Raw genomic sequence first — 23261 nt, 5'->3', positions numbered from 1 at the left:
CGTGGTGAAGCTCGCTACGAGTACGCCGTTCCCCTACAAACCGGTCGCGCTCGGACTCAGGCGGCGAGAGAGAAGTCGCTCTGGCAGGTGACGCGGGTGCCACGGGTGACCCGGGTGCCGCGAGTGACACGCGTGCCGCAGGTGACGCGGGTGCCCGCCGTCACGCGGGTGCCACGGGTGACTCGCGTGCCACGGGTGACGCGGGTTCCGGCGGTGACGCGGGTGCCACGCGTGACGCGGGTTCCGCGGGTGACCCGGGTCCCGGCGGTGACCCGCGTACCGCGAGTGACGCGAGTACCGCGCGTAACCCGTGTGCCCGCCGTCACACGCGTACCGGGGACGAATCCAATTTCGAAGAGTGACGAAATGTCGTCGATGATCGCCTGGCCGGGTGTCTGGGTGCTCTGCATGACATATCCTCCTGCGACCGGTGCGTTACCTGCTGGGGTGGGGGAGCTGGGCGCAAGGCCCGTACAGGTGAAAAAGCTACGAGGATTTCAAGGCCGCGACAAGACGACAGCGCCGGGTGCGGCCGCCCGTACGTTGAGTTGCAACCTTTCGGCCTTGCGGGCTTCGCCCCAACGTGGGAGCGCTTTCGCGGCAAGCGGCGGACGGCCACCTGAGGACGATGAGCGGTAGGGGCCGTGCGAGCGGGTGCGGCCGCACGCCATCGGATACGCTCACGCGCGTGAACCTTGTCGAGACGATCCTGGTCTTCGCGGTGATCCCCTTGGCCATCTACGCGCTGTGCGGGGTGGCCACGCTGCGGTCGAAGGGCGCGGGCGTCGCCCGGTACCGGCCGGGGCAGCCGTGGGAGTACCCGGCCATGTGGTGGAGCGCCAACCCCGACGGTGTCGGCGCGAGGCATTCGCACGCGAACGAGGGCGGCGCGACCGCCGTCGTCGCCGCGGACGGAGCGACGGTGACGGGAGGCGCTCGTGGCAACTGGTGAACTGACCCATTCGTCCACCGCTGTTGACGAAGAGCCCGGTTACGGCGCCGCCGTTACCTCGAGCGGCCGGATTTCCGCCGCCAAGATGTACGAACCGGCTGGTCCGATCAGCCCATTCACGACCCAGCAGCTCGCCCGGCTGGACGAGGCGCTGACGCTCGCCAGCCGTGAGACCGGCCTGGACTTCAGCGTGTACCTGGGCGACCTCGGCGAGGACACCCGTGCCACCGCCGAAGGGCTGCTGGCCTCGACGGACAACGCGGCCGACGGTGTCGTCATCGCCGTGTCGCCCGGCCAGCGGGCGATCGAGATCGTGACGGGCTCCCAGGCCCGGCACCGTCTGCCCGACCGCGGCGCGAAGCTCGCCGTGGCCAGCATGGTGGCCTCGTTCAAGGAAGGCGACCTCGTCGGTGGCCTCGTGAACGCCCTCCGCATGCTGAGCGACCAGGCGGGCGCTCCGCAGCACTGACGCTCTTCAAGCCGCTTCAAGTGCAATGAAAGGTCCTTTCCTCGCAAAATTTGCGAGGAAAGGACCTTTCATTGCGTTACGGGACTAGTTGCCGGCCTGCGAGTCGAACTCACGCGCGGCCAGCGCCCGCACGATCCCGGCCCGGCCTTCCGACACGAGACGGCGCAGCGCCGCCGGGTGTTCCCCGGCCAGCCACTCGTCCGACGCCGTGACGGTCGCCGGCTCGACGGCCCACGACGGGTACAGCCCGACCACGGTCGGCTGCGCCCGCTCGCTGGAGCGCCGCTGCCACACCTCGTCGATGACCTCGAAGTAGCGCGTCACGTAGTCGCCCAGCAGGTGCTTCTGGCCCGGGTGGGAGAAGCCGGTGATGAGCGAGTCGCTGACCGCGTTGGGCAGCTCGTCGTCGTACACCGCCCGCTGCCACGCGTCGGCCTTCGCCTCGGCGGTCGGCCGCAGCGCCCGCGAGCGCTCCGCCTGGCGCCGTCCGGCGGCGGTGTCGTCCTTGCCGAGTTCCGCGTCGATCTCGGCGTTCTCCGCCTTGCCGTGCGCGACCAGCGCGTGCAGCAGCCGCCAGCGCAGGTCGGTGTCGACGGTCAGGCCCTCCAGCGGCGCCGTGCCGTCGAGCCAGCCCGCGATGATCGCCAGCGTCTTGTCGTCGAGCACGCAACCGGCGAGCGAGTTCACGAACGCGAGCTGGTGGTCCGAACCGGCCTCGGCGCCCTGCGCCAGCTCCAGCAGCCGCGCGGAGAACTCCGGCCAGCCCTTGTCCGCCGCCCACTCCGGCTTCGCGTACGAGTTCAGCGCCGTCTGCGCCTGCAGCAGCAGCCGCTGCACCACGCCGACCTCGGTCTCGGTGTGCACGCCGCGCTGCACCAGCGTGACGAAGTCGCGGGCCTTGAGCTCGGCTTCGCGCGTCATCTCCCACGCCGCCGACCAGCACAGCGTGCGGGGCAGCGGTTCGGTGATGTCGGCGATGCGGTCGATCAGCGTGGTCAGCGACGCCGGGTCGAGCCGCATCGTGCAGTAGGTCAGGTCGTCGTCGTTGACCAGCACGAGCTTGCCCGCCGGGAGCCCGACCAGCCCCGGCACCTCGGTGCGCTCGCCGTCCACGTCGAGCTCGACGCGGTGCTTGCGGACGATCTTGCCGTTCTCGTCCTCGTCGTAGACGCCGACCGCGACGCGGTGGGTGCGCAGCTCACCGGCACCCGGCTTGGCGCCGGTCTGCGTGACGGCGAACGCGGTGTACGTGCCGTCGGCGCCGACCTCGTAGCGCGGGCTCAGCGAGTTGAGACCGGTGGTCTCCAGCCACTGCGCGCTCCACCACGACAGGTCGCGGCCCGAGGCCTCTTCCAGCGCGCCCAGCAGGTCCGCCAGGGTCGCGTTGCCCCAGGCGTGCTTGCCGAAGTAGACCTTGAGGCCTTCGAGGAAGTGCTCCAGTCCGACATAGGCGACGAGCTGCTTGAGGACGCTCGCGCCCTTGGCGTAGGTGATGCCGTCGAAGTTCACCTCGACCGCGTGCAGGTCGACGATGTCCGCGGCGATCGGGTGCGTCGAGGGCAGCTGGTCCTGCCGGTACGCCCACGACTTCTCGATGTTCGCGAAACTGGTCCACGCGTTCTTGTACTCGGTGGCCTCGGCCTGGGCCAGCACGCTCGCGAAGGTCGCGAACGACTCGTTCAGCCACAGGTCGTCCCACCAGCGCATGGTGACCAGGTCGCCGAACCACATGTGTGCCATCTCGTGCAGCAGCGTCTCGGCGCGGCGCTCGTAGGCGTAGCGGGTGACCCGGCTGCGGAAGACGTAGTCCTCCAGGAAGGTGACCGCGCCGGCGTTCTCCATCGCGCCCGCGTTGAACTCCGGCACGAACAGCTGGTCGTACTTGGAGAACGGGTACGGGGTCGCGAACTTCTCGTGGTAGAAGGCGAAACCCTGCTTGGTCTCGGTGAACAGCTTGTCCGCGTCCATGTGCTCGGCGAGCGAGGCGCGGCAGTAGATGCCCAGCGGGATCGTGCGGTGTTCGTCGGAGAATTCGTCGCGCCACTCGCTGTACGGGCCCGCGATCAGCGCGACCAGGTACGTCGAGATCCGCTCGGACACCTTGAACACCGTGCGGACGGCCCCTTCCGGGGTCTCCTCGGTGGATTCGACCAGCGCGTTCGAGATGACCTTCCAGTCCTTCGGCGCGATCACGGTGAGCCGGTAGACCGACTTGAGGTCGGGCTGGTCGAAGCAGGCGAACATGCGCTTCGCGTCCGCGGTCTCGAACTGCGTGTAGAGGTAGACGCCGTCGTCGACCGGGTCGACGAACCGGTGCAGGCCCTCGCCGGTGTTCATGTACCGGCAGACCGCGTCCACGACGAGCTCGTTCGACTCGGCGAGCCCGGGCAGCTCGACGCCCTTGTCCTCGACGTACCCGCTGACGTCGAGTTCCGTCCCGTTGAGGACGGCCGACTCGATCCCCTCGGCGACGATGTCGACCCACGACGCTTCGCCGCTTCTGGCGCTCGCGAACTTGATCGTCGTCTTCGACGTGAAGGTCTTCTCACCGGGACCGCCACGGCCGTCGGTCAGATCGAGCTCGATGTCGTAGGACTCGACGTCGAGCAGATCCGCGCGCAGCTTGGCTTGGTCTCGGGTCAGGTTGGGGGCGGGCACTGGCACCTCTGGTCATCGGTATCGGTTTTGGTTTCCAACTACAGGCATCCAATCATGTCGGAGCCCGTGCTGACGACGGGAACAACGCCGACGGCGGCGATGTTGGCCGCTGTGTAGCACTGTGTGTGTACCGGACCACCCCAAGACGATGGCACTGGGAGAACCTGATGACCGCCCCGTCCGAGAAGACCAAGGTCGACTTCTACTTCGACCCGATCTGCCCCTTCGCCTGGATCAGCTCGCGTTGGATCCTCGAAGTGGAGAAGCACCGCGACCTCGACCTGAGGTTCCGGATCATGAGCCTGTCCGAGCTCAACAGCGGCCGCGAGGACCTGCCTGAGCAGTACAAGGAGCTGCTGGAGCGCGGCTGGGGCCCCGTCCGCGTCGCCACCGCGCTGGCGCAGAAGAACGGCGAAGAGGCCCTGCGCGACTTCTACACGGAGTTCGGCACGCGCCACCACAACCAGGGCGACAAGGACATCCCGAAGGTCATCAAGGAGACCCTCGAGGCCATCGGTGCCCCGGCCGAGCTGGCCGAGGCCGCCGAGTCGACCGAGTACGACGAAGCGCTCAAAAAGAGTCACTACGAAGGTATGAATCCGGTCGGAATGGACGTCGGCACCCCGACCATCCACATCGACGGCGTCGCCTTCTTCGGCCCGGTGCTCAGCTCGATCCCGCGGGGCGAGGACGCCGTCAAGGTGTTCGACGGCGCCCGCGCGCTGGCGAGCTACCCGGACTTCTTCGAGCTGAAGCGCACCCGGTCCGGTGAGCTGAACTTCGACTAAGGAGTTTCCAGGGCAGCCCTGGTGACATCTTCGGGGTAGGAGGACCTCGCGACGGCTTCGTCCGTCGTGAGGTCTCCCGCCGCGATCGCGGTCTTGAGCGCGATGAGTTCGCGCAGCCCGTCTCGGTGCTTCTCGATGAAGGCGATGTCGACGGGGTCTCCGTGCCCGGCGACGATGATCTTCGGCTCCAGCGCGAGGATCGCGTCCATCACGTCCGGCCATTCGGCCAGGAAGCTGCCGTCGTTGAAGGAGAACGCGCTGAAGCCGGCTTCGGCGTTCTCGACGGCGTCGCCCGCGTAGACCACACCCGCGTCGGGCACGTGCACGAACAGGTCGTGATCCGTGTGGGCCCGGCCGAGGTAGCGCAGCACGACGGTGCGGCCACCGAGGTCGATCTCGGCGGTGTCGACGACGGGTTTGTCCGGCAGGGTGATTTCGGTGCGCTCCAGCGCCTCCGCCATCTCCGGGCGGTTTTCGCCGAGATAGTGCTGGATCCATTTGAGCCGTGCGCCGTCGCCGTAGGTGGTCAGCTCGGTCAGGCACCCTTCGTGCGCCCAGACGTCGCACGGCAGGAACGCCGTCGTGCCGAAGGCGTGATCGAAATGCGCGTGGGTGTAGACGACCGACCACGGCAGCGGCGTGATCTCCCGCACCGCCGCGGCCAGTTCGGCACCCTGGTCGACGTCACCGCGCACGTCGACGACCAGGCAGCGCTCGCCGCCCACGACGAGGCCGACGGTCAGGTCCAGCTCCTCGTAACGGCGGGCGTACACGCCGTCCGCGAGTTCGAGCCAAGTCACGAATCCTCCAGAATTCCGTTGCGCAGCACGGGAACCGTGCCGCTCGTGTCGAGCTCGGCTGCCAGCTTCACGTCGTTCGCGTGCCCGGCCGCGGCGAGCTCGCGCCCGGAAGAACACTCTGTCAGTGCTTCGGCGATGTCGATCGCTTTTGCCGCGACGGCGGCGAGACGGGCCTCGGCGGACAGGCGGCCGTAGCCGTCCAGGGCCGCGACGATCGCGCCCGCACCGAGCTGGTCCTCGACGCACGGCCTCAGCGGCCCGAAAGTCTTGACCTCGGTGCGCATGTCGATGCCCCAGCGTTCCCCGGCCGGGATGACACCGATCGGTCGTCCGTCCGCGAGTTCCGCCGCGCGGGCGGCGACGGCGGACGCGTTGCGCAGGCAGCCCGCCAGAACCCGGGCACCGGTCGTGGCGGCGGCGTCGCAGAGCGTGGCGCCATTGGGGGACGGCAGCGCCAGGAGCGTGCCGGAAGGGATTTCCGTCACAGACGAAGGTCGCAAAGTCCATTCGCTTTCACCCGCGAGGATGGCGCCCCGCGCTTTCGCGGCCTCTTCGCCGCGATGATCGCGCCAGCGGACCGGCAGCACGCGGCCGCCGTTCCCCAGGACGAGATCCGTTGTGGTGCAGAAGGAAAGCACGTCGACCACGACGAGCACGGCGCAGTCCGCGCCCAAGGCGGCGACCCCCTCGGGTCCCCATTCGAGCCTGATGTCCACCCCCACAGCATGCCCGCGCCGGAACGTGATGGCAGACTCCGCGCTGTGCGTGTTTACCTTGGCTCCGACCATGCCGGTTTCGAACTGAAGAACCACCTCGTGGCCCACCTCAAGGAGCAGGGCCACGACGTCGAGGACGTCGGCCCCTTCGTCTACGACGCGGCCGACGACTACCCCGCGTTCTGCATCGAGGCGGCCCGCCGCGTCGTCGCGGACGAGGGCAGCCTCGGCATCGTCGTCGGCGGCTCCGGCAACGGCGAGCAGATCGCGGCCAACAAGGTGAAGGGCGCTCGCGCCGGCCTCGCGTGGAGCGTCGAGACCGCGAAGCTCACCCGCGAGCACAACCACGCCCAGCTGATCGGCGTCGGCGCGCGGATGCACACCACCGAAGAGGCCACGGAGATCGTCGAGGCGTTCCTCGCGACCCCGCCGAGCCCGGACGAGCGCCACGGCCGCCGCGTCCAGCAGATCCTGGACTACGAGAACACCGGCTGGCCGCCGCCGCTTCCCGAGCACTGACATGCCCGAGGGGCACACGCTCCATCGCTTGGCACGTCTGCACAAACGCCGTTTCGCCGGTCACCCGGTCGAGGTGCGCAGTCCGCAGGGACGGTTCGCCGCCGAAGCGTCCCGTTTGGACGGCCGGGTGCTGGTGAAGGCCGAGGCGTACGGGAAACACCTGTTCCACGACTACGGTCCACACGGGACGGTGCACGTCCACCTCGGCCTCTACGGCACGTTCTCCGACGAGCCGCTGCCCGCTCCCGAGCCCGTCGGGCAGGTGCGGATGCGGCTGGCGGGTCCGACGCATTACGCCGACCTGCGCGGCCCGACGCGGTGCGAACTCCTCGACGCGCCGCAGGTCGACGCGATCAAGGCGCGATTGGGCTCGGATCCGCTGCGGCGTGACGCCAAGCCGGACAAGGCGTGGGAACGGATCTCGCGGTCGAAGACGTCGATCGCGGCGTTGCTGATGGACCAGTCGGTGCTGGCGGGCGTCGGCAACGTGTATCGCGCCGAAGTGCTGTTCCGGCACGGTGTCGCCCCGCTCGTCCCGGGCCGCGCGCTCGATCGCGGGCTGTGGGACGACATGTGGGCGGATCTCGTGACGCTCATGCGGCACGGTGTCCGGGTGGGACGGATCGACACGGTCGCGCCGGAGCATCTGCCCGAGGTCACCGGCCGCGCGCCGCGGCAGGACCGGCACGGTGGCGAGGTCTACGTCTACCGGCGCGAGGGGATGCCGTGTCTCGTGTGCGGGACAGCGGTGCTGCGGAGCGATCTGGCGGCGCGGAACCTCTTCTGGTGCCCGACCTGCCAGCCCGCCTGAGGGACTACCCGGATGCCATGAAAGGTCCTTTCCTTGCGAAATTTGCAAGGAAAGGACCTTTCATAGCGCTTGAAGGGCGGGGCGCGGGCTAGAAGTCGAAGCCTCCGCCATCGAACCCGCCACCATCGAAGCCGCCGCCGTCGAACCCACCGGCGTCCCCGCCCATGTCGCCTCCGGCGTCGCCCGCGTCACCGCCGGCACCCGCGTCCTCCTGGCCCGCGTCGTAACCCGACTCCCAGGCCGACGCGCTCGCGATCCCCGCCATCCCGGAGAACATCGCGCTGAACAGCAGCATCGAGCCGAGACCCCAGGCACCGGCGACGAGCGCGGGCTTCCACCACGGCTCGCTGTACCAGCCCTGCGGCACCGGACGGCCCGCCACCCGGCCACCGGGGTAGTAGTGCGGCGTGCGCTGGCTCGGATCCGGCGAAGCCTCGTAGTGCTCGCCCTCGACGTCGACCGAGCGGTACTCGGTGACCTTGCCCGCCCGATCGCGCTCTTCGCTGCCGGGCAGTTCCGGACCGGGGTCCATGCCCATCGCCAGCCGCGCCGCGCGGACGTAATAGAGCCCCTCGATGGCGGTCTCGCGCACCAGCCGGGCCTGCTCGACGGTCTGCGCCTGCTCCATCTGGGAGCCGGCGGCGGTGAAACGTTCGGACGCGTCCGCCATCGCCTGCTGGGAGGCGGTGTCCGTGCCGGTGAGGTTCATGACCTGACCGCCCAGTCGTTCGACGAGGCGCCGTGCGTCCGCCTTCGCGTCGTCCAGCTGGCGTTTCTTGGCCGCCGCCTGGGATTTCGCGAAGTAGATGCCGCCGCCGACCACGACGACGAGGAGCACGATCAGGAAGATCGCGGTGCCCATGGGTTCAACTCCAGGAATCGTTCGGCCTTTGACCGGATCAACGCGGGGAACCCGCCGGGGGTTCCCCGCGCGCACTGGCGGGCGAAACTAGAACACGTTATAGTTCGGCTCCATGAAGTTCACCCTGTCGATCGCGATGAATCCGCTCGATCAGCTGGGCGAGCTCGCCCGGGCCGCCGAAGAGGCGGGTTTCTCCTCGATCGCGCTCCCGGATTCCCTGTTCTATTCCGAAACGGTCTCGGCCGACTATCCGTACACGCCCGACGGCAGCCGCTTCTGGACCGAGGAGACGCCCTGGGCCGATCCGCTGATCGCGGCCGCCTCGATGGGCGCCGTCACCGAGCGGCTCACGTTCTACACCTCCGTGCTCAAACTCGGCTCCCGCAACCCGGTCCTGCTCGCCCGCCAGGTCAACTCGGTCGCGGCGCTGACCGGTGGCCGTTTCGGGCTCGGGCTCGGCGTCGGCTGGTCACCGGAGGAGTTCCGCTGGTGCGGCGCGCCGTACGAGAAGCGCGGCAAACGCGTCGACGAGGCCATCGAGGTGCTGCGCCTGATCCTCGAAGGCGGGATGGTCGAGTTCCACGGCGAGTTCTTCGACTTCGACAAGCTCCGCATGAGCCCGACACCGCCGTCGCGGGTGCCGTTCTACATCGGCGGCCACACCGACGTCGCGCTGCGCCGGGCGGCCCGCGTCGCCGACGGCTGGTCTTCGGCGATGATGAAGTTCGACGACCTCCGTGACACGATCGCCAAACTGCGCGGGCTGCTGGCCGAACAGGGCCGCGCCGAAGATCCCTTCGAGTATCAGGCCGTCTGCATCGACAAGTTCGGTCTCGACGGCTATCGCGAGCAGGGCGACATCGGCGTCACCGACATCATCACCATGCCGTGGGTGTTCGACGGCCTCGGTTTCGACGCCGAGGTCGGCCCGAAGCTCGATTCCATCAAGAAGTTCGGCGACGAGATCATCGCGAAGATCGGAGACTGAACCATGGGTGTCGACGTCTGCTGGGATCCGGCCGCCGAGCAGCCGCCCGCGCGGCAGGCCGCGTTCGCTTCGATGACCGCGGTCACCGCGGGGGACAAGTCCGCCTGGCTCGGACTCTTCGCCGGCGACGCCGTTGTCGAGGACCCGATCGGCAAGTCGATGTTCGACGAAGAAGGCAAGGGACACCACGGGCACGACGGGATCAGTGCCTTCTGGGACAAGACGATCGCCAACGTCGAACGCTTCCGGTTCACCATCCGCGATTCCCACGCGGCCGGCGACGAGGTCGCGAACGTCGGCACGATCACCACGTACCTGCCCGGTGGCTACCGCGTCGACACCGACGGCGTGTTCGTCTACCGGGTGCGCGAGGACGGGCTGATCGTGTCGATGCGCGCGTTCTGGGAGACCGAGCGCGCCCTGGCCACGGCCCGCAAGGCCGAAGACTAGGCGAGCCGCTCCGCGCGCCGGGTCAGGTACTGCCGCTCGGGTTCGCTGGCCGTCTTCCCGGCGGCCCGGAGGTAGGCCTCGCGCGCGGCGGCGGTGTCCCCGGCCAGTTCCAGCAGGTGCCCGCGGACGGAATCGAGCCGGTGCGTCTGGCTCATCCGGCTGTCGTCGTCGAGCGTGGCCAGCAGTTCCAGACCCGCTTCCGGCCCGTTGACCTCGGCGACCGCGACGGCGCGGTTGAGCGTGACGACGGGTCCGGGCGAGACCTTTTCGAGGACGTCGTAGAGCGCGAGGATCTGAGGCCAGTCCGTGTCGGCCGCGGTGGCCGCCTCGGAGTGGACGGCGGCGATCGCGGCCTGCACCTGATACGGCCCGACCGGACCCGACTCCAGCGCCTCGCTCACCAGCGAAACCCCTTCGGCGATCGTTTCCGCGTTCCAGCGCGTGCGGTCCTGCTCGGCGAGCGGGACGAGCGAGCCGTCGTCGCCGGCGCGGGCGGCCCGGCGGGCGTCGGTCAGCAGCATCAGCGCGAGCAGGCCGGTGACCTCGTCCTCGTCGGGCATGAGCCGCCGGAGCAGCCGGGTGAGCCGGATCGCCTCCGCGGTCAGGTCGGCGCGGTGCAGGTCGGGGCCGCCGCTGGTCGTGTAGCCCTCGTTGAAGATCAGGTACAGCACCTGGAGGACGACACGGAGCCGTTCGCCGAGTTCCGCGGACGGCGGCAGGACGAACTCGGCGCCCGCCTTCTTGATGGTCTGTTTCGCGCGGCTGATCCGCTGGGCGAGGGTCGATTCCGGGACCAGGAACGCGTTCGCGATCTCGCCAGTGGTCAGCCCGCCGACGGCGCGCAGCGTGAGCGCGAGTTGCGACGGCGCGGACAAAGACGGGTGGCAGCACAGGAAAAGGACGGTGAGGGTGTCGTCCGAATCGGACACCGTGGCCGGGGCGGGGTCCATCAGCGCGTCGTTCTCTTCGCGCCGCCTTCGTGCGCTTTCGCTGCGCCACTCGTCGACCAGCCGCCGTGACGCGACCGTCGCGAGCCAGGACTTCGGGCTGTCCGGGACGCCCTGCTCCGGCCATTGCTGCGCGGCCGAGAGCAGGGCCTCCTGGACGGCGTCCTCGCAGGCGTCGAACTGCCCGTGCTTGCGCACCAGCAACCCGATGACCTGCGGGGCCAGCTCCCTCAGGAGCGCTTCCACCTGACGATCGGTCTTCACGACGCCAGTCTTACCGCATTTAGTCCTCTGGATGCGGTTGGTACGCATCCAGAGGACTAAATGCGGGGGTGTCAGGCGACGGGGGAGTAGTGCGAAGCGTCGCCTTCGAGGGATTCGCTGGGCACCCCGTCGATGCCCACCGGGACGTCGCCCGCCACGGTCACGCGGTTCAGGCGGCGGGGCAGGTCGTCGTAGTTGTCGACGGCGTAGTGCTGGGTGATGCGGTTGTCGAACAGCACCAGCTGGTTCGGCTCCCAGCTCACCCGGACGACGTTCTCCGGCCGGGTCACGTACGACTGCAGCAGCCGCAGGATGTCCCGCGACTCGCCCTTCGACAGCCCGATGATCCGCTGCGCGAACCCGCCGATGTACAGCCCGCGTTCCCCGGTGACCGGATGCACTCGCACCACCGGGTGAACCGTGCGGAACTTCTGCGAGACGAACACCGCGCGGCGTTCCCGCTCCGCGTCGTCGAGGGTCTCGGGCGCCTTCGCGTAGTCGTAGTCGTTGGTGTGCTCGGCGCGCAGCGTGTCGGCGAACGCCCGGAGCGGCTCCGGCAGATCTCGGTACGCGGCGGCCGAGTTGGCGATCAGCGTCTCCCCGCCGTACGGAGGGACGACCAGGCTGCGCAGCGTGCTGGCCTTCGGCGGGTTGTGCACGAAGGTGACGTCGGTGTGCCACTGGTTCGCGCGGCCCTGTTCGCTGTCGACCGGCAGGATCGCGGGTTCGCCGTCCACCGACGGGACGGTCGGGTGCGCCTTGGTCAGTTCGCCGAAGTGCTCGGCGAACCGCTGCTGGCCCGCGTCGTCGAGGTCGACATCGCGGAAGACGAGCGCCTTGTGCTCGTGCAGGGCGTCGGTCACGAACGCGACGGTCGCGGCGTCGAGTTCCTTGGCCGGGTCGACGCCGAGCACCTGCGCGCCGATCCTGCCGGTGATCTTGCGGACTTCGACCTGGGTGTTGAGGGCGGTCATGCGGCGTGCTCCTTCACTGGGGTGCGGTGGACTGGGCGGGCGAGGCCGTAGTGGCCGCGCAAGGTCGTGGCGGTGTACTCGGTGCGGAAAAGGCCGCGTCTCTGCAGCTCGGGCACCACGAGGTCGACGAAGTCCTCGAGACCTCCCGGCAGCGTGGGCGGCATGACGTTGAAACCGTCCGCGGCGCCTTCGGTGAACCAGTGCTCCAGTTGGTCGGCCACCTGCGTGGCGGTTCCGGCGAAGACGCGGTGTCCCCGGCCACCCGCCAGCCGCTCGATCAGCTGACGGATGGTGAGGTTCTCGCGTCGCGCCAGGCCCGTGACCAGCTCGAACCGGCTCTGAGCGCCCTCGGTGAACGTGCCGACGTCGGGCAGCGGACCGTCGAGCGGGTACGGCGTCAGGTCGTGGTCGAGCATGTTCGACAGCTGCCGCACGCCGTACGCGGGCGTGATGAGGGCGTTGAGTTCGGCCTCGCGTTCCTTCGCTTCGGCCTCGGTGCGCCCCAGGATCGGGCTGATCCCCGGCAGGATCTTGATCTCCTCCGGCGAGCGGCCGTATTTCGCGAGCCTTCCCTTGACGTCGTCGTAGAAAGCCTTGCCCTCGGCGAAGGTCTGCTGCGCGGTGAACACCGCCTCGGCGAACCGGGCCGCGTACTCCTTGCCCGTCTCCGACGAACCGGCCTGGACGAGCAACGGATGTCCCTGCACCGGACGCGGGATGTTGAGCGGGCCGCGGACCTGGAAATGCGGGCCGTTGTGGTCGATCGGGTGGATGCGGTCGGTGTCGGCGTAGACGCCGCTCGCCTTGTCGATCACCGCCGCGTCGTCGTCCCAGCTGTCCCAGAGTTTCCTGGCCACTTCGACGAATTCGGTGGCGCGCTCGTACCGCAACGCATGCGCCGGCCGGGCGTCGCGATTGAAGTTGCGCGCCTCGTCCTCACCCGCCGACGTCACGATGTTCCAGCCCGCGCGCCCGCCGCTGAGATGGTCGAGCGACGCGAACTTCCGCGCCAGGTGGTACGGCTCGTTGTAGGTCGTGGACGCGGTGGCGATCAGGCCGATGCGCTCGGTCGCCCCGGCCAGCGCGGAAAGCAACGTCAGCGGCTCGAACAGGGTGTGGGAGTTGTAGCGGACGTTGCCCCACAAGGCGACACCGTCGGCGAGGAACAGCGAATCCAGCTTGCCGCGCTCCGCCGTGCGGGCGATGTCGACGTAGTGCTTCAGCGTCGCGGCGCGGTGCGGATCCGTGCTCGGATGCCGCCACGCCGCCTCGTGATGACCGTTCGGCATCACGAACGCGTTGAGGTGTAAGTGCTTCACGCCTTCTCCTTGACACGCCAGGTGGAGAACCGCCGCTCCAGTGCGACGAAGCCCGCGTTGATGGCCAGGCCCAGCACCGACACCGTGATGATCGCGGCGTACATCTGCTGGATCTGGAAGTTGACCTGCGAGTTGTTGATCAGGTAGCCGAGCCCGGCCTTGGCGCCGACCATCTCGGCGGCGATGAGGATGAGGATCGAATACGCCGCCGCCATCCGGATCCCGGTGAAGATGGTCGGCACCGCCGACGGCAGGATCACCTTCCGGAACAGGCTGGGGCTCGACAGCCCGAGTGAGCGCGCGGCCTTGACCAGCAACGGATCCACGGTGTTCACCCCGGCGATCGTGTTGAGCAGCACCGGCCAGACGCAGGCGTAGACGATCAGCGCGATCTTGGACACCTCGCCGATGCCGAGCAGGAGCGTGAACACCGGCAGCAGGGCCAGCGCGGCGGTGTTGCGGGCCAGTTCCAGCAACGGGTTCAGGAACTCGGCGAGCGGCCGGTACCAGGCGATCAGCAGGCCGAGCGGCACCGAGACGCCCACCGCGATGACGAATCCGGCGGCGGACCGGCCGAGGCTCGCCAGCAGATGGTCGGCCAGCTGCCCGTTGAGGATCAGCTCCCAGAGCGCGACGAGGTCTTCCGACAGCGGCGGGAGGAAGGTCCTCGTGCCTTCGTCGAGCAGGTATTGGGGAGCCAGCTCCCAGAGGGCGAGGAAGAGCAGGATCGCCGCCGAACTGCGGAAAGCCTTGCGTAACGGGTTCTTCTTCTTGCGGGGTCGCTCGGCGGCCTTCAGTCCAGTGTGGACTTTCGGCGCTTCGAGGGTGGCGGTCATCAGGCGGCCCTCCGGATCTCGTCGTGCAGCAGTTCCCACAGCCGATGGCGATGGGCCACGAAGGCGGGCGCCGAGCGCAGGTCGTCGTTCGAGCGGTCGCCGAGGTCGATGTCGACGACGTCCTTGAGCCTGCCCGGCCGGGACGTGAGCACCGCGACCTTCTGTCCTAAGTAGACGGCTTCTTCGATGCTGTGGGTGATGAAGACGATGGTCTTGCCGGTGCGTTTCCAGATCCGGCGCAACTCCTCTTGCAGGAGTTCGCGGGTCTGGGAGTCCAGCGCGGCGTACGGCTCGTCCATCAGCAGCACGTCCGGGTCGTAGGCGAGGCTTCTCGCGATCGCGACCCGTTGTTTCATACCACCGGAAAGCTGATGGGGGAGATGGTCTTCGAAGCCGGAAAGCCCGACCAGGTCGAGGAATTCCCGCGCTCGCTCGGCGCGCTGTCGTTTGTTCAGGGTGCCGCCTTCGAGGCCGAACTCGACGTTGGCCCGTGCGGTGCGCCACGGGAACAACGCGTACTGCTGGAACACGACCCCGCGATCCAGCCCCGGCCCGGTGACGGGTTTCCCGTCGATCAGGACCTCACCGGAGGTGGGTTTCGCGAGCCCGCCGAGCAGATCGAGCAGTGTGGACTTGCCGGAACCGCTCGGCCCGACGAGGGAGAGGAACGTGCCGTCCTCGATGTCGAGGGAGACGTCGTCGAGCGCGGTCAACGCGCCGAAGGTCTTGGTGACCGAGCGCAGGCTGATCTTGGCGGTCATGCGCCACCGCCTTCGCGGTACGGGTTGAACTCGTTGGTGTAGATCTTCTTGAGGTCGAGCTGGTCGTTCTTGATGAACCCGGACTGCTTGAGCCAGTCCGTCCAGAGCGTGTAGTCGTTGTCGGAGATCAGCCCGCCCTTGGTGACACCGGGGCTCTTCCAGTACTTGAGCGTTTCGGTGTTCTCGTTGCGACCGCGGTTCTGGATGATCTTGGTGAACCGGGCGATCACCTCCTCGCGCGGAGTGGTGCGCGCCCACTCGATCGCCTTGGCCACGCCGGTGACGAAGGTTTTCGTGGTCTCCGGGTACTTCTTGATGAAGTCGGTCCGCAGCACGTACGGCCCGCCGTTGTACGGTCCGAACGCCTCGACGTCCTTCACGATCGGCCGCACCCCGCCTCCCGCGAGGGCTCGGTCCTGGAGGACGCCGTTGAGCGCGGCGACGTCGATCTGGCCGTTGCGCAGGGCCTGTTCGGTGTTGATCGGGGGCAGGACGACGAGCTGCACCTGGTCGATCTCGGCGTCGGTGAGGCCGTTGCGCTTGAGCCAGGTGTCGAGGGCGGCCTCCAGGTTCGCGCCGACGGTGTTGACGCCGACCTTCTTGCCGATGAGGTCACGCGCGGTGCGGATCGGGCTGTCCTCCTTGACGTAGAAGCCCAAAAAGGTCTTCTCGTCGGAGCCGTAGTAGTTGACGACGGCCTTGATCGGGGCGCCGGCGTCGACGAGTTTGGCGACCGCGCCGGTGAAGGCGCCACCGAAGTCGGTCTGGTCGGTCGCGGCGGACTGGATGTCCTGCGGTCCGCTGATCGTGTTGCCGACCCATTTGAGTTTGACCGGGCCGAAGTAGCCGAGGTCTTCGGCGAGTTCGGGGAAGGTGACGTTGTTCGCCGACCCCTGGTAGCGGAGTTCGAGTTTCTCCGGCTGCCCGGCCACGCCCGCCGGGGTCGCGGAGGCGCCGCAGCCCGACAGCGCCAATCCGGCGAGGAGCGCGGCGATCAAGGGCACTGGTTTCTTCACGGTGGGCTCTTTCGTTCGGGTTCGCGTCGTTGAAGAAGATTCTTCGCAGGCCCGGCGGAGAGCGTCAATTTTGCGATTTAGTGAAGTAACTCAGGATGCGTTGGCGAGGTTCGTGAAAAGCGGATCTTCGTAGAGGGCGTTCAGCATGACCGCCGCGCCGGCCGTCGCCAGCTCGGTGCCCGGAAAGCTCGACGCCACAACGTTTTTCCCCGCGTCCTGGCAGATCCAGGAGCGCTGGGCGACCTCGTCCCGGATCGTGGAAAGGCAGCCGTCGACGTCGCGTACACTCTGGTCGAGCACGATGAAGATTTCCGGATTGAGGACGTCGAACAGCAAGGCGGCGGCCTGTCCGATGATTCTCGCGCGTTCCCGGAAAAGGGCGACGGCGCCTTTGTTTCCCGATGCCGCCAAATGGAGCACATCGGTGAAATCCGGTTCTTCGATGATGTGCGCTTCGACGGCTTTACGGGCGATCGTGCGCTCGGACACCGTCGCTTCGAGACAGCCGGATCGCCCGCAACGGCAAGGTTCCTCGCTGTCGTCGACCCGCAAATGCGCGACGGCGCCCGCCGCCGACCTCGGTCCATGATGGACGGTGTCCCCGGTCGCGAAGGCGGCGTCGACCACGTTGCCGGTGAACAACTGCACGACACTGCTCCGCGCTCGCGGTTGCCCCAGCAGGCGTTCGGCGTGGATGAGCGCCCGCGAATGCCCGTCGACGCGGACGTCGAGACCGGTGACCTCCGTGAGCAGTTCGCGCAACGGGACCCCGCGCCAGCCGAGCAACCCGTGCTCCACCACCGTTCCCGAGGCCTCGTCGACCCATCCGCCGGTCGCCACCCCCAGCCCGAGTGGCGTCCGCTCCGGCGCGTGTCCGACGAGAAGGTCGTCGAGCAGCTCCGCGATCTGCGCCGCCTGCACGGCCGGCTCGGCGCCGTGATGCGGGGCTTCCAGCTGTGCCAACACTTTCCCGCGCAGATCGAGCAACCCGACGGTGAGATGGTCGACCGCGACATGTGCTCCGCACACCACGAACCGCTCGGTGTCGAGCTCCAGCGGCACATACGGCCTGCCGACCGCGCCCGCGACCTCGGGCAGCTCGATGAGGAACCCGCGGCGCATCAGCTCCGCCACATGCCCCGTGACGGCCGCGGCACTCAGCCCGGTGCGGCGCGCGATGGTGCTGCGCGCTATCGCTCCTTCGTCCAGCACCACGCGGAGCACCGCGCTGGCACTGGCGCTCCGCCTGCCGGTCACGGTGCCGATGTTCGCAAGCGGGTGGCGGTGGGCCTAGGGCTCTCACCATCCGGGAGCTGGTCAGGTGGTCAGTTCGCGGAAGAACTTGGCGCTGCGTTCGCACCGGTCCTCGTACCCCCGCGCCCGGTAGAAGGCGTGCGCGCCGGTCCGGCGGCGGGAACTGCTGACCTCCATCGCGCCGCAGCCCCACCGCAGCGCCTGCTCTTCGGCGGCGGTGATCAGTGCGCGGCCGACGCCGGTGCCGCGTCGGGTCTCGTCCACCACCAGGGCCACGATCCGTCCCACGGCGCCTTCCCGCTCGAGAAGCGGGATCGCGACCACCGCGATGACCCCGGCCACGGTGCCGTCGGACTCGGCGACGAACGCGGCGCCTTCGGGATGACGGGCCCAGCGTTCGAGCCGGCCGCGTACGTCGGTCTCGGTGTTGTCGGGGTAGCCGAGCTCGGCTAGGAGGGTGGTCACGGCTGGGGCGTCGGTGGCGCGGGCGTGGCGGATCTCCATGATCGCCATCATGCCGCTGACCCGGAGTGAGGGGTGTGTGGATCTCGGGTCATCGACTACCGGACCCGGGCGGCAGTGAAACCGTCAAGGCGGAGGGTCGCTGAGCGCGGCACCCACCCTCGAACCGGCGAGTTCAAGCCGAAACGCCGGTGAAGCCGCAGGTCGAAGACCTAGAGTCGGGATGACAGGATTTGAACCTGCGACCCTCCGCTCCCAAAGCGGATGCGCTACCAAGCTGCGCCACATCCCGTGACTTCCCCGATCTCCCGGGGGGTGTGCGCACAGCCTAGCGGGTCACGCTAAGCTGTTTTCGCACCCGGTACTCCGGGGGCACGCGGGTGTAGCTCAATGGTAGAGCCCTAGTCTTCCAAACTAGCTACGCGGGTTCGATTCCCGTCACCCGCTCCACAGCTCCACATCAGAACCCGCAGGCGTCTGGCCTGCGGGTTCTTTCGCGTCCGGGGGCGGAAGTCCGCGTGTCCTGAAGGCCCCCCTTTGAGACATCCAACGTCTCAAAGGGGGCCTTCAGGACACGCGCCAGCAGGGGTCCAGGTGGTCGTGAGTGGCGTTTCGGGCTCTAACCCGAAACGCCACTCACGACCAACCCGACCAACGCCTCAGTCCGACTCGGCGGGTGCCACGGCTTGCGAGAGGCCGCTGGAGGCGGCATCCGCCTCCAGATGGGCCGCGATCAGGTCCAGCAGCTTGTCTGTGTCGACCGGCTTGGTGACGTAGTCGTCGGCGCCCGAAGCGAGCGTCCGCGCCTTGTCCTCCGCGGTCGCCTTCGCGGTGACGGCGATCACGGGCAGGTCTTCGTGCGCGGCCTCGGCGCGGATCGCGGTGATCGTGGCGTTGCCGTCCAGTTCGGGCATCATCACGTCCATCAGGACGAGCGCGGTGTCCTCGTGCCGCTCCAGCGCCCGGATGCCCGCGACACCGGTCTCGGCGTAGATGACCTCCAGGCCGTTGCGTTCCAGCACGGCGGCCAGCGCGAAGACGTTGCGCAGGTCGTCGTCGACGATCAGGATCTTCTCGCCGTGGAACCGCTGCGACGGCGTCACCGGGATCACCTGCGGTACGGCCATGATCAGCGGGACACCACTCGCCGCGGCGGAGGTCGGGACCACCAGGTTCGCCGCGCTCACCGGCAGGTACAGGGTGAACGTGCTGCCCTTGCCGGGCTCGCTGCGGACCCGCAGTTCGCCGCCGAGCAGTTCCGTCAGCTGCTGGCTGATCGACAAGCCCAGCCCGGTGCCGCCGTACTTGCGGCTCGTGGTGCCGTCGGCCTGGCGGAACGCGTCGAAGATGATCGCGAGTTTGTCCGGCGCGATGCCGATCCCGGTGTCCTCCACGGCGAACGCGAGGACGCCGGGGGCGTTGCGGAGCGAGTCGGCTTCGACCTCGCCCGGGTCGGCCATCCGGATGTGCAGGCGCACGCCGCCCTCGTCGGTGAACTTCGCCGCGTTGGACAGCAGGTTCCGCAGCACCTGCTGTACGCGGTGTTCGTCGGTGTGGATCGACGACGGCACCGGCGGGTCGATGAGGACGGCGAACTCCAGGCCCTTGTCCGAGGTGAGCGGACGGCAGATCGATTCGACGTACTCGACCAGTTCGGGCAGCGTGACGTCGGACATCTGCAGGTCCAGGTGGCCGGCCTCGACCTTGGCCATGTCGAGGATGTCGTTGATCAGCTGCTGCAGGTCGCTGCCCGCCGAGTAGATCGTCCGCGCGAACTGGACCTGCTTCTCCGACAGGTTCCCGTCCGGGTTCTCCGAGAGCAGTTTCGCGAGGATCAGCGCGCTGTTGAGCGGGGTCCGCAGTTCGTGCGACATGTTCGCCATGAACTCGGACTTGTACTGCGACGCCATGGTCAGCTGCCCGGCACGTTCTTCGAGCTCCTGCCGCGCCTGCTCGATCTCGCTGTTCTTGACCTCGATGTCGCGGTTCTGCTGCGCCAGCAGTGCCGCCTTCTCCGCCAGATCCGTGTTGGACCGCCGCAGTTCCCGTTGCTGCGCCTGCAACTGCTCGGACCGCGCGCGCAGTTCCTGTGCCAGGCGCTGGGATTCGGTCAGCAGCGCTTCGGTGCGCGAGTTGGACTGGATGGTGCTGACGTTGACCGCGATGGTCTCCTTCAGCTGTTCCAGCAGGTCGATGTGCACGGTGCTGAAGGCGTTGATGGTCGCCAGTTCCAGCACCCCGAGCACCTCGCCCTGGAACAGCACCGGCAGCACGATCACGTTGACCGGCGCGGCCGAACCCAGTCCCGACGAGATGAGCGCGTACTCCGGCGGCGCTTCGTGGACCAGTATCGTGCGCCGGTCGACGGCGGCCTGCCCGATGAGCGATTCGCCGGGGGAGAACCGCAGCCCGTTCTGGGATTTCGCCAGCCCGTAGGTGGCGATGCTCTCCAGGACCACCTCTTCCTGCTCGTCTTCGCGGGCCAGGAAGAACGCGCCCTGCTGCGCGGACACCAGCGGCGTCAGCTCGGACAGGATCAGCGTCGCCACCGACGCGAGGTCGCGGTGCCCCTGCATGAGCGCGGACAGCCGCGCGAGGTTGGTCTTGAGCCAGTCCTGCTCGCGGTTCGCCCGGGTGGTCTCCTTCAGGTTCGCGATCATCTGGTTGATGTTGTCCTTGAGTTCGGCCACCTCCCCGGACGCGTCGACGGTGATGTGCCGGGTCAGATCGCCGGCGGTCACCGCGGTGGCCACCTGCGCGATCGCGCGCACCTGGGTGGTCAGGTTCCCGGCCAGCTGGTTGACGCTTTCGGTCAGCCGCGACCACGTGCCCGCGACGCCGGGCACCTCCGCCTGGCCGCCGAGCGTGCCGTCCGTGCCCACTTCGCGGGCGACTCGGGTGACTTCGGAGGCGAAGGCCGAGAGCTGGTCGACCATCGTGTTGATGGTCGTCTTGAGTTCGAGGATCTCGCCGCGCGCGTCGATGTCGATCTTCTTCGACAGATCGCCCTGCGCCACCGCCGTGGTCACCGTCGCGATGCTGCGGACCTGGCCGGTCAGGTTGTCGGCCATGACGTTCACGTTGTCCGTCAACGCCTTCCACGTGCCCGCCACGTTCGGCACGCGGGCCTGGCCGCCGAGGATGCCTTCCGTGCCGACCTCGCGGGCGACGCGGGTGACCTCGTCGGCGAACGCGCGCAGCGTCTCGACCATGCTGTTGATCGTCTCGGCGAGGACGGCGACCTCGCCCTGCGCGTCGATCGAGATCTTCTTCGACAGGTCGCCGTTCGCCACCGCGGTGGTCACCGTCGCGATGCTCCGCACCTGGTCGGTGAGGTTGGTGGCCATGACGTTGACGTTGTCGGTGAGGTCCTTCCACGTCCCGGCGACGCCGCGCACCTGCGCCTGGCCGCCGAGCTTGCCTTCGGTACCGACCTCGCGCGACACCCGGGTGACCTCGTCGGCGAACGCCGACAGCTGGTCGACCATGATGTTGACGGTGTTCTTGAGCTCCAGGATCTCGCCGCGCGCGTCGACGATGATCTTCTGCGTCAGGTCGCCCTTCGCGACGGCGGTGGTGACCTGGGCGATGTTCCGGACCTGGTCGGTCAGGTTCTTCGCCATGAAGTTGACGTTGTCGGTCAGGTCCTTCCACGTCCCGGCCACGCCCGGCACCTGCGCCTGACCGCCGAGCCGCCCGTCGCTGCCGACCTCGCGGGCCACTCGCGTGACTTCGTCGGCGAACGACGAGAGCTGGTCGACCATCGTGTTCAGGGTGTTCTTGAGTTCGAGGATCTCGCCCTTGGCGTCGACGGCGATCTTCTGCGAGAGGTCGCCCTTCGCCACCGCCGTGGCCACCTGGGCGATGTTGCGGACCTGCGCGGTGAGGTTGTTCGCCATGAAGTTGACCGACCCGGTGAGGTCGCGCCACGTCCCGGCGACGCCCGGCACCTGCGCCTGGCCGCCCAGCTGGCCTGCCGTGCCGACCTCACGCGCGACTCGCGTGACTTCGTCGGCGAACGACGACAGCTGGTCGACCATGGTGTTGACGGTCGTCTTGAGTTCGAGGATCTCGCCGCGCGCGTCGACCGTGATCTTCTGCGTCAGGTCGCCCTTCGCGACGGCGGTGGTGACCTGGGCGATGTTGCGGACCTGGTCGGTCAGGTTGTCCGCCATCTGGTTCACCGAGTCGGTGAGCCCGCGCCACGTCCCGGCGACCCCGGGCACCTGCGCCTGGCCGCCGAGCCGGCCTTCGCTGCCGACCTCGCGCGCGACGCGCGTGACTTCGTCGGCGAACGACGAGAGCTGGTCGACCATCGTGTTCAGAGTGTTCTTGAGTTCGAGGATCTCGCCCTTGGCGTCGACGTTGATCTTCTGCGAGAGGTCGCCCTTCGCCACCGCCGTGGCCACCTGGGCGATGTTGCGGACCTGGTCGGTCAGGTTGTCCGCCATCAGGTTCACCGAGTCGGTGAGGTCGCGCCACGTGCCGGCCGCACCGGGGACCTGCGCCTGACCACCGAGACGGCCTTCGCTACCGACCTCGCGCGACACCCGGGTCACTTCGTCGGCGAACGCCGAGAGCTGGTCGACCATGATGTTGACGGTGTTCTTGAGCTCCAGGATCTCGCCGCGCGCGTCGACGTTGATCTTCTGGGTCAGGTCGCCCCGCGCCACCGCGGTGGTCACCTGGGCGATGTTGCGGACCTGGTCGGTCAGGTTGCTGGCCATCACGTTGACGTTGTCGGTGAGATCACGCCAGGTGCCCGCCACCCCCGGCACCTCGGCCTGACCGCCGAGCCGTCCTTCGGTGGCGATCTCGCGGGCCACTCTGGTGACCTCGGTCGCGAACCGCGAAAGCTGCTTGATCAGGCCGTTGACCGTCTTCGCGACTTCGGCGAACTGACCCTGCAGCGGCCGTCCGCCGACCTCCAGGGGCATCGGCTCGGACAGATCGCCCTCGGCGACCGCGCCGAGGACGCGGTTGAGCTCGGCCGTGGGCCTGCTCACGTCTTCGATCAGCCCGTTGACGACGTCGACCGCGGTCGCCCAGCCGCCGGGACCGATCTCGGCCGCGACGCGCTCGGTCAGCCTGCCTTCCTTGCCGACCGCCTCGCGGACGCGCAGGAGTTCGGTCACCAGTCGCTGGTTCCGTTCGGCGATGTCGTTGAAGGCGCCCGCGAGCTGGGCCGCGAGCCCGTCGCCGTGCGCCACCAGCCGCCGCCGGAAGTTGCCGTCCCCGAGGTCACGAGCCGCCGCGAGCAGGCGTTCCAGGGTCGCTTCGTCCACCTGGCCGCCACCACCTTCCACGGGGAGCCGGTCCCTTTGGGAGTGCTGTGTCATCTGTGTCGACCCTCTCCACCACGCATGCCAAGCCATGGTCGTCGCATCAGCGTGCCATGATTCGACCTACACTTCG

At 68.4% G+C, this 23261-nt stretch carries 21 protein-coding genes and 2 tRNA genes; 8 read left to right on the top strand and 15 right to left on the bottom strand.

Going from position 1 to position 23261, the window contains the following annotated elements; translation table 11 throughout:
- Positions 1 to 56: 56 nt before the first annotated feature.
- A complete protein-coding gene (locus tag ED92_RS39060) occupies positions 57 to 410 on the bottom strand; it encodes a hypothetical protein (protein WP_016332309.1) in 354 nt (117 codons plus the stop codon).
- Positions 411 to 688: 278 nt separating this feature from the next.
- On the opposite strand from ED92_RS39060, the gene ED92_RS39055 reads away from it, so the two are divergent.
- Positions 689 to 952 carry a hypothetical protein gene (locus ED92_RS39055; protein ID WP_037347636.1) on the top strand — a complete coding sequence of 88 codons (264 nt, stop codon included), beginning with the start codon at positions 689 to 691 and terminating at the stop codon, positions 950 to 952.
- A complete protein-coding gene (locus ED92_RS39050) occupies positions 939 to 1421 on the top strand; it encodes a DUF5130 family protein (RefSeq protein ID WP_037347633.1) in 483 nt (160 codons plus the stop codon). Before ED92_RS39055 ends, ED92_RS39050 begins: the two co-directional genes overlap by 14 nt.
- Positions 1422 to 1505: 84 nt before the next feature.
- Here ED92_RS39050 and pepN read toward each other — a convergent pair whose 3' ends face one another.
- Positions 1506 to 4079 carry an aminopeptidase N gene (pepN, locus tag ED92_RS39045; RefSeq protein ID WP_037347631.1) on the bottom strand — a complete coding sequence of 858 codons (2574 nt, stop codon included), beginning with the start codon at positions 4077 to 4079 and terminating at the stop codon, positions 1506 to 1508.
- A 167-nt stretch (positions 4080 to 4246) separates the two neighbouring features.
- Here pepN and ED92_RS39040 point away from each other — a divergent pair, with 167 nt between their 5' ends.
- Positions 4247 to 4867: a DSBA oxidoreductase gene (locus tag ED92_RS39040; protein WP_037347628.1), complete on the top strand. Its 621-nt coding sequence runs from the start codon at positions 4247 to 4249 to the stop codon at positions 4865 to 4867.
- Here the strand turns inward: ED92_RS39040 and ED92_RS39035 are convergent.
- Both ED92_RS39035 and ED92_RS39030 read right to left on the bottom strand, forming a co-directional pair.
- Positions 4864 to 5667 carry an MBL fold metallo-hydrolase gene (locus tag ED92_RS39035; protein ID WP_037347627.1) on the bottom strand — a complete coding sequence of 268 codons (804 nt, stop codon included), beginning with the start codon at positions 5665 to 5667 and terminating at the stop codon, positions 4864 to 4866. The two genes, ED92_RS39040 and ED92_RS39035, sit on opposite strands and share 4 nt — an antisense overlap.
- Positions 5664 to 6383: a 2-phosphosulfolactate phosphatase gene (locus ED92_RS39030; protein ID WP_235213508.1), complete on the bottom strand. Its 720-nt coding sequence runs from the start codon at positions 6381 to 6383 to the stop codon at positions 5664 to 5666. Before ED92_RS39030 ends, ED92_RS39035 begins: the two co-directional genes overlap by 4 nt.
- Before the next feature lie 45 nt (positions 6384 to 6428).
- On the opposite strand from ED92_RS39030, the gene ED92_RS39025 reads away from it, so the two are divergent.
- Both ED92_RS39025 and ED92_RS39020 read left to right on the top strand, forming a co-directional pair.
- Positions 6429 to 6902 (top strand): ribose-5-phosphate isomerase, encoded by a 474-nt coding sequence (locus ED92_RS39025; RefSeq protein ID WP_007034718.1) that lies wholly within the window; start codon positions 6429 to 6431, stop codon positions 6900 to 6902.
- Position 6903: 1 nt separating this feature from the next.
- The gene (locus ED92_RS39020; protein WP_037347626.1) at positions 6904 to 7713 is read left to right on the top strand and encodes an Fpg/Nei family DNA glycosylase; all 810 of its coding nucleotides are present in this window, start codon (positions 6904 to 6906) and stop codon (positions 7711 to 7713) included.
- A gap of 88 nt (positions 7714 to 7801) precedes the next feature.
- Here the strand turns inward: ED92_RS39020 and ED92_RS39015 are convergent, their stop codons facing one another.
- A complete protein-coding gene (locus ED92_RS39015) occupies positions 7802 to 8575 on the bottom strand; it encodes a hypothetical protein (protein WP_037347625.1) in 774 nt (257 codons plus the stop codon).
- A gap of 112 nt (positions 8576 to 8687) precedes the next feature.
- On the opposite strand from ED92_RS39015, the gene ED92_RS39010 reads away from it, so the two are divergent.
- Positions 8688 to 9563 (top strand): TIGR03619 family F420-dependent LLM class oxidoreductase, encoded by an 876-nt coding sequence (locus ED92_RS39010; protein WP_037347624.1) that lies wholly within the window; start codon positions 8688 to 8690, stop codon positions 9561 to 9563.
- A gap of 3 nt (positions 9564 to 9566) precedes the next feature.
- Positions 9567 to 10013 carry a nuclear transport factor 2 family protein gene (locus ED92_RS39005; protein WP_037347622.1) on the top strand — a complete coding sequence of 149 codons (447 nt, stop codon included), beginning with the start codon at positions 9567 to 9569 and terminating at the stop codon, positions 10011 to 10013.
- Here the strand turns inward: ED92_RS39005 and ED92_RS39000 are convergent.
- The 9 genes from ED92_RS39000 to ED92_RS38960 form a co-directional block, all read right to left on the bottom strand.
- The gene (locus ED92_RS39000) at positions 10010 to 11224 is read right to left on the bottom strand and encodes an RNA polymerase sigma factor (protein ID WP_037347620.1); all 1215 of its coding nucleotides are present in this window, start codon (positions 11222 to 11224) and stop codon (positions 10010 to 10012) included. The genes ED92_RS39005 and ED92_RS39000 overlap by 4 nt on opposite strands.
- Positions 11225 to 11295: 71 nt before the next feature.
- Positions 11296 to 12198 carry a TauD/TfdA family dioxygenase gene (locus ED92_RS38995; RefSeq protein WP_037347617.1) on the bottom strand — a complete coding sequence of 301 codons (903 nt, stop codon included), beginning with the start codon at positions 12196 to 12198 and terminating at the stop codon, positions 11296 to 11298.
- Positions 12195 to 13517, bottom strand: coding sequence for an LLM class flavin-dependent oxidoreductase (locus ED92_RS38990; protein ID WP_255355415.1), 1323 nt, complete (start codon positions 13515 to 13517; stop codon positions 12195 to 12197). Before ED92_RS38990 ends, ED92_RS38995 begins: the two co-directional genes overlap by 4 nt.
- Positions 13514 to 14353 carry an ABC transporter permease gene (locus ED92_RS38985; protein WP_037347614.1) on the bottom strand — a complete coding sequence of 280 codons (840 nt, stop codon included), beginning with the start codon at positions 14351 to 14353 and terminating at the stop codon, positions 13514 to 13516. Before ED92_RS38985 ends, ED92_RS38990 begins: the two co-directional genes overlap by 4 nt.
- On the bottom strand, positions 14353 to 15114 hold the full coding sequence (locus ED92_RS38980) for an ABC transporter ATP-binding protein (RefSeq protein ID WP_037347611.1): 762 nt from the start codon (positions 15112 to 15114) through the stop codon (positions 14353 to 14355). The genes ED92_RS38985 and ED92_RS38980 overlap by 1 nt, the downstream gene beginning before the upstream one ends.
- On the bottom strand, positions 15111 to 16130 hold the full coding sequence (locus ED92_RS38975) for an ABC transporter substrate-binding protein (RefSeq protein ID WP_037347609.1): 1020 nt from the start codon (positions 16128 to 16130) through the stop codon (positions 15111 to 15113). Before ED92_RS38975 ends, ED92_RS38980 begins: the two co-directional genes overlap by 4 nt.
- Positions 16131 to 16220: 90 nt before the next feature.
- Complete coding sequence (locus ED92_RS38970; protein ID WP_052121261.1) at positions 16221 to 17387, bottom strand: ROK family transcriptional regulator; 1167 nt, start codon at positions 17385 to 17387, stop codon at positions 16221 to 16223.
- A gap of 60 nt (positions 17388 to 17447) precedes the next feature.
- Positions 17448 to 17888 (bottom strand): GNAT family N-acetyltransferase, encoded by a 441-nt coding sequence (locus tag ED92_RS38965; protein ID WP_037347831.1) that lies wholly within the window; start codon positions 17886 to 17888, stop codon positions 17448 to 17450.
- Between the two features lie 176 nt (positions 17889 to 18064).
- Positions 18065 to 18138: transfer RNA gene (locus ED92_RS38960), tRNA-Pro, on the bottom strand.
- An 84-nt stretch (positions 18139 to 18222) separates the two neighbouring features.
- Here ED92_RS38960 and ED92_RS38955 point away from each other — a divergent pair.
- Positions 18223 to 18296: transfer RNA gene (locus ED92_RS38955), tRNA-Gly, on the top strand.
- A 209-nt stretch (positions 18297 to 18505) separates the two neighbouring features.
- Here the strand turns inward: ED92_RS38955 and ED92_RS38950 are convergent.
- Positions 18506 to 23185 carry a HAMP domain-containing protein gene (locus tag ED92_RS38950; protein WP_052121258.1) on the bottom strand — a complete coding sequence of 1560 codons (4680 nt, stop codon included), beginning with the start codon at positions 23183 to 23185 and terminating at the stop codon, positions 18506 to 18508.
- Between the last annotated feature and the right edge of the window lie 76 nt (positions 23186 to 23261).

Source organism: Amycolatopsis sp. MJM2582, assembly GCF_000754115.1.
GTDB classification, from domain to species: domain Bacteria; phylum Actinomycetota; class Actinomycetes; order Mycobacteriales; family Pseudonocardiaceae; genus Amycolatopsis; species Amycolatopsis japonica.
Note: the sequence above shows the minus strand (reverse complement) of the source record. Positions and strands in the feature narration are given on the sequence as shown.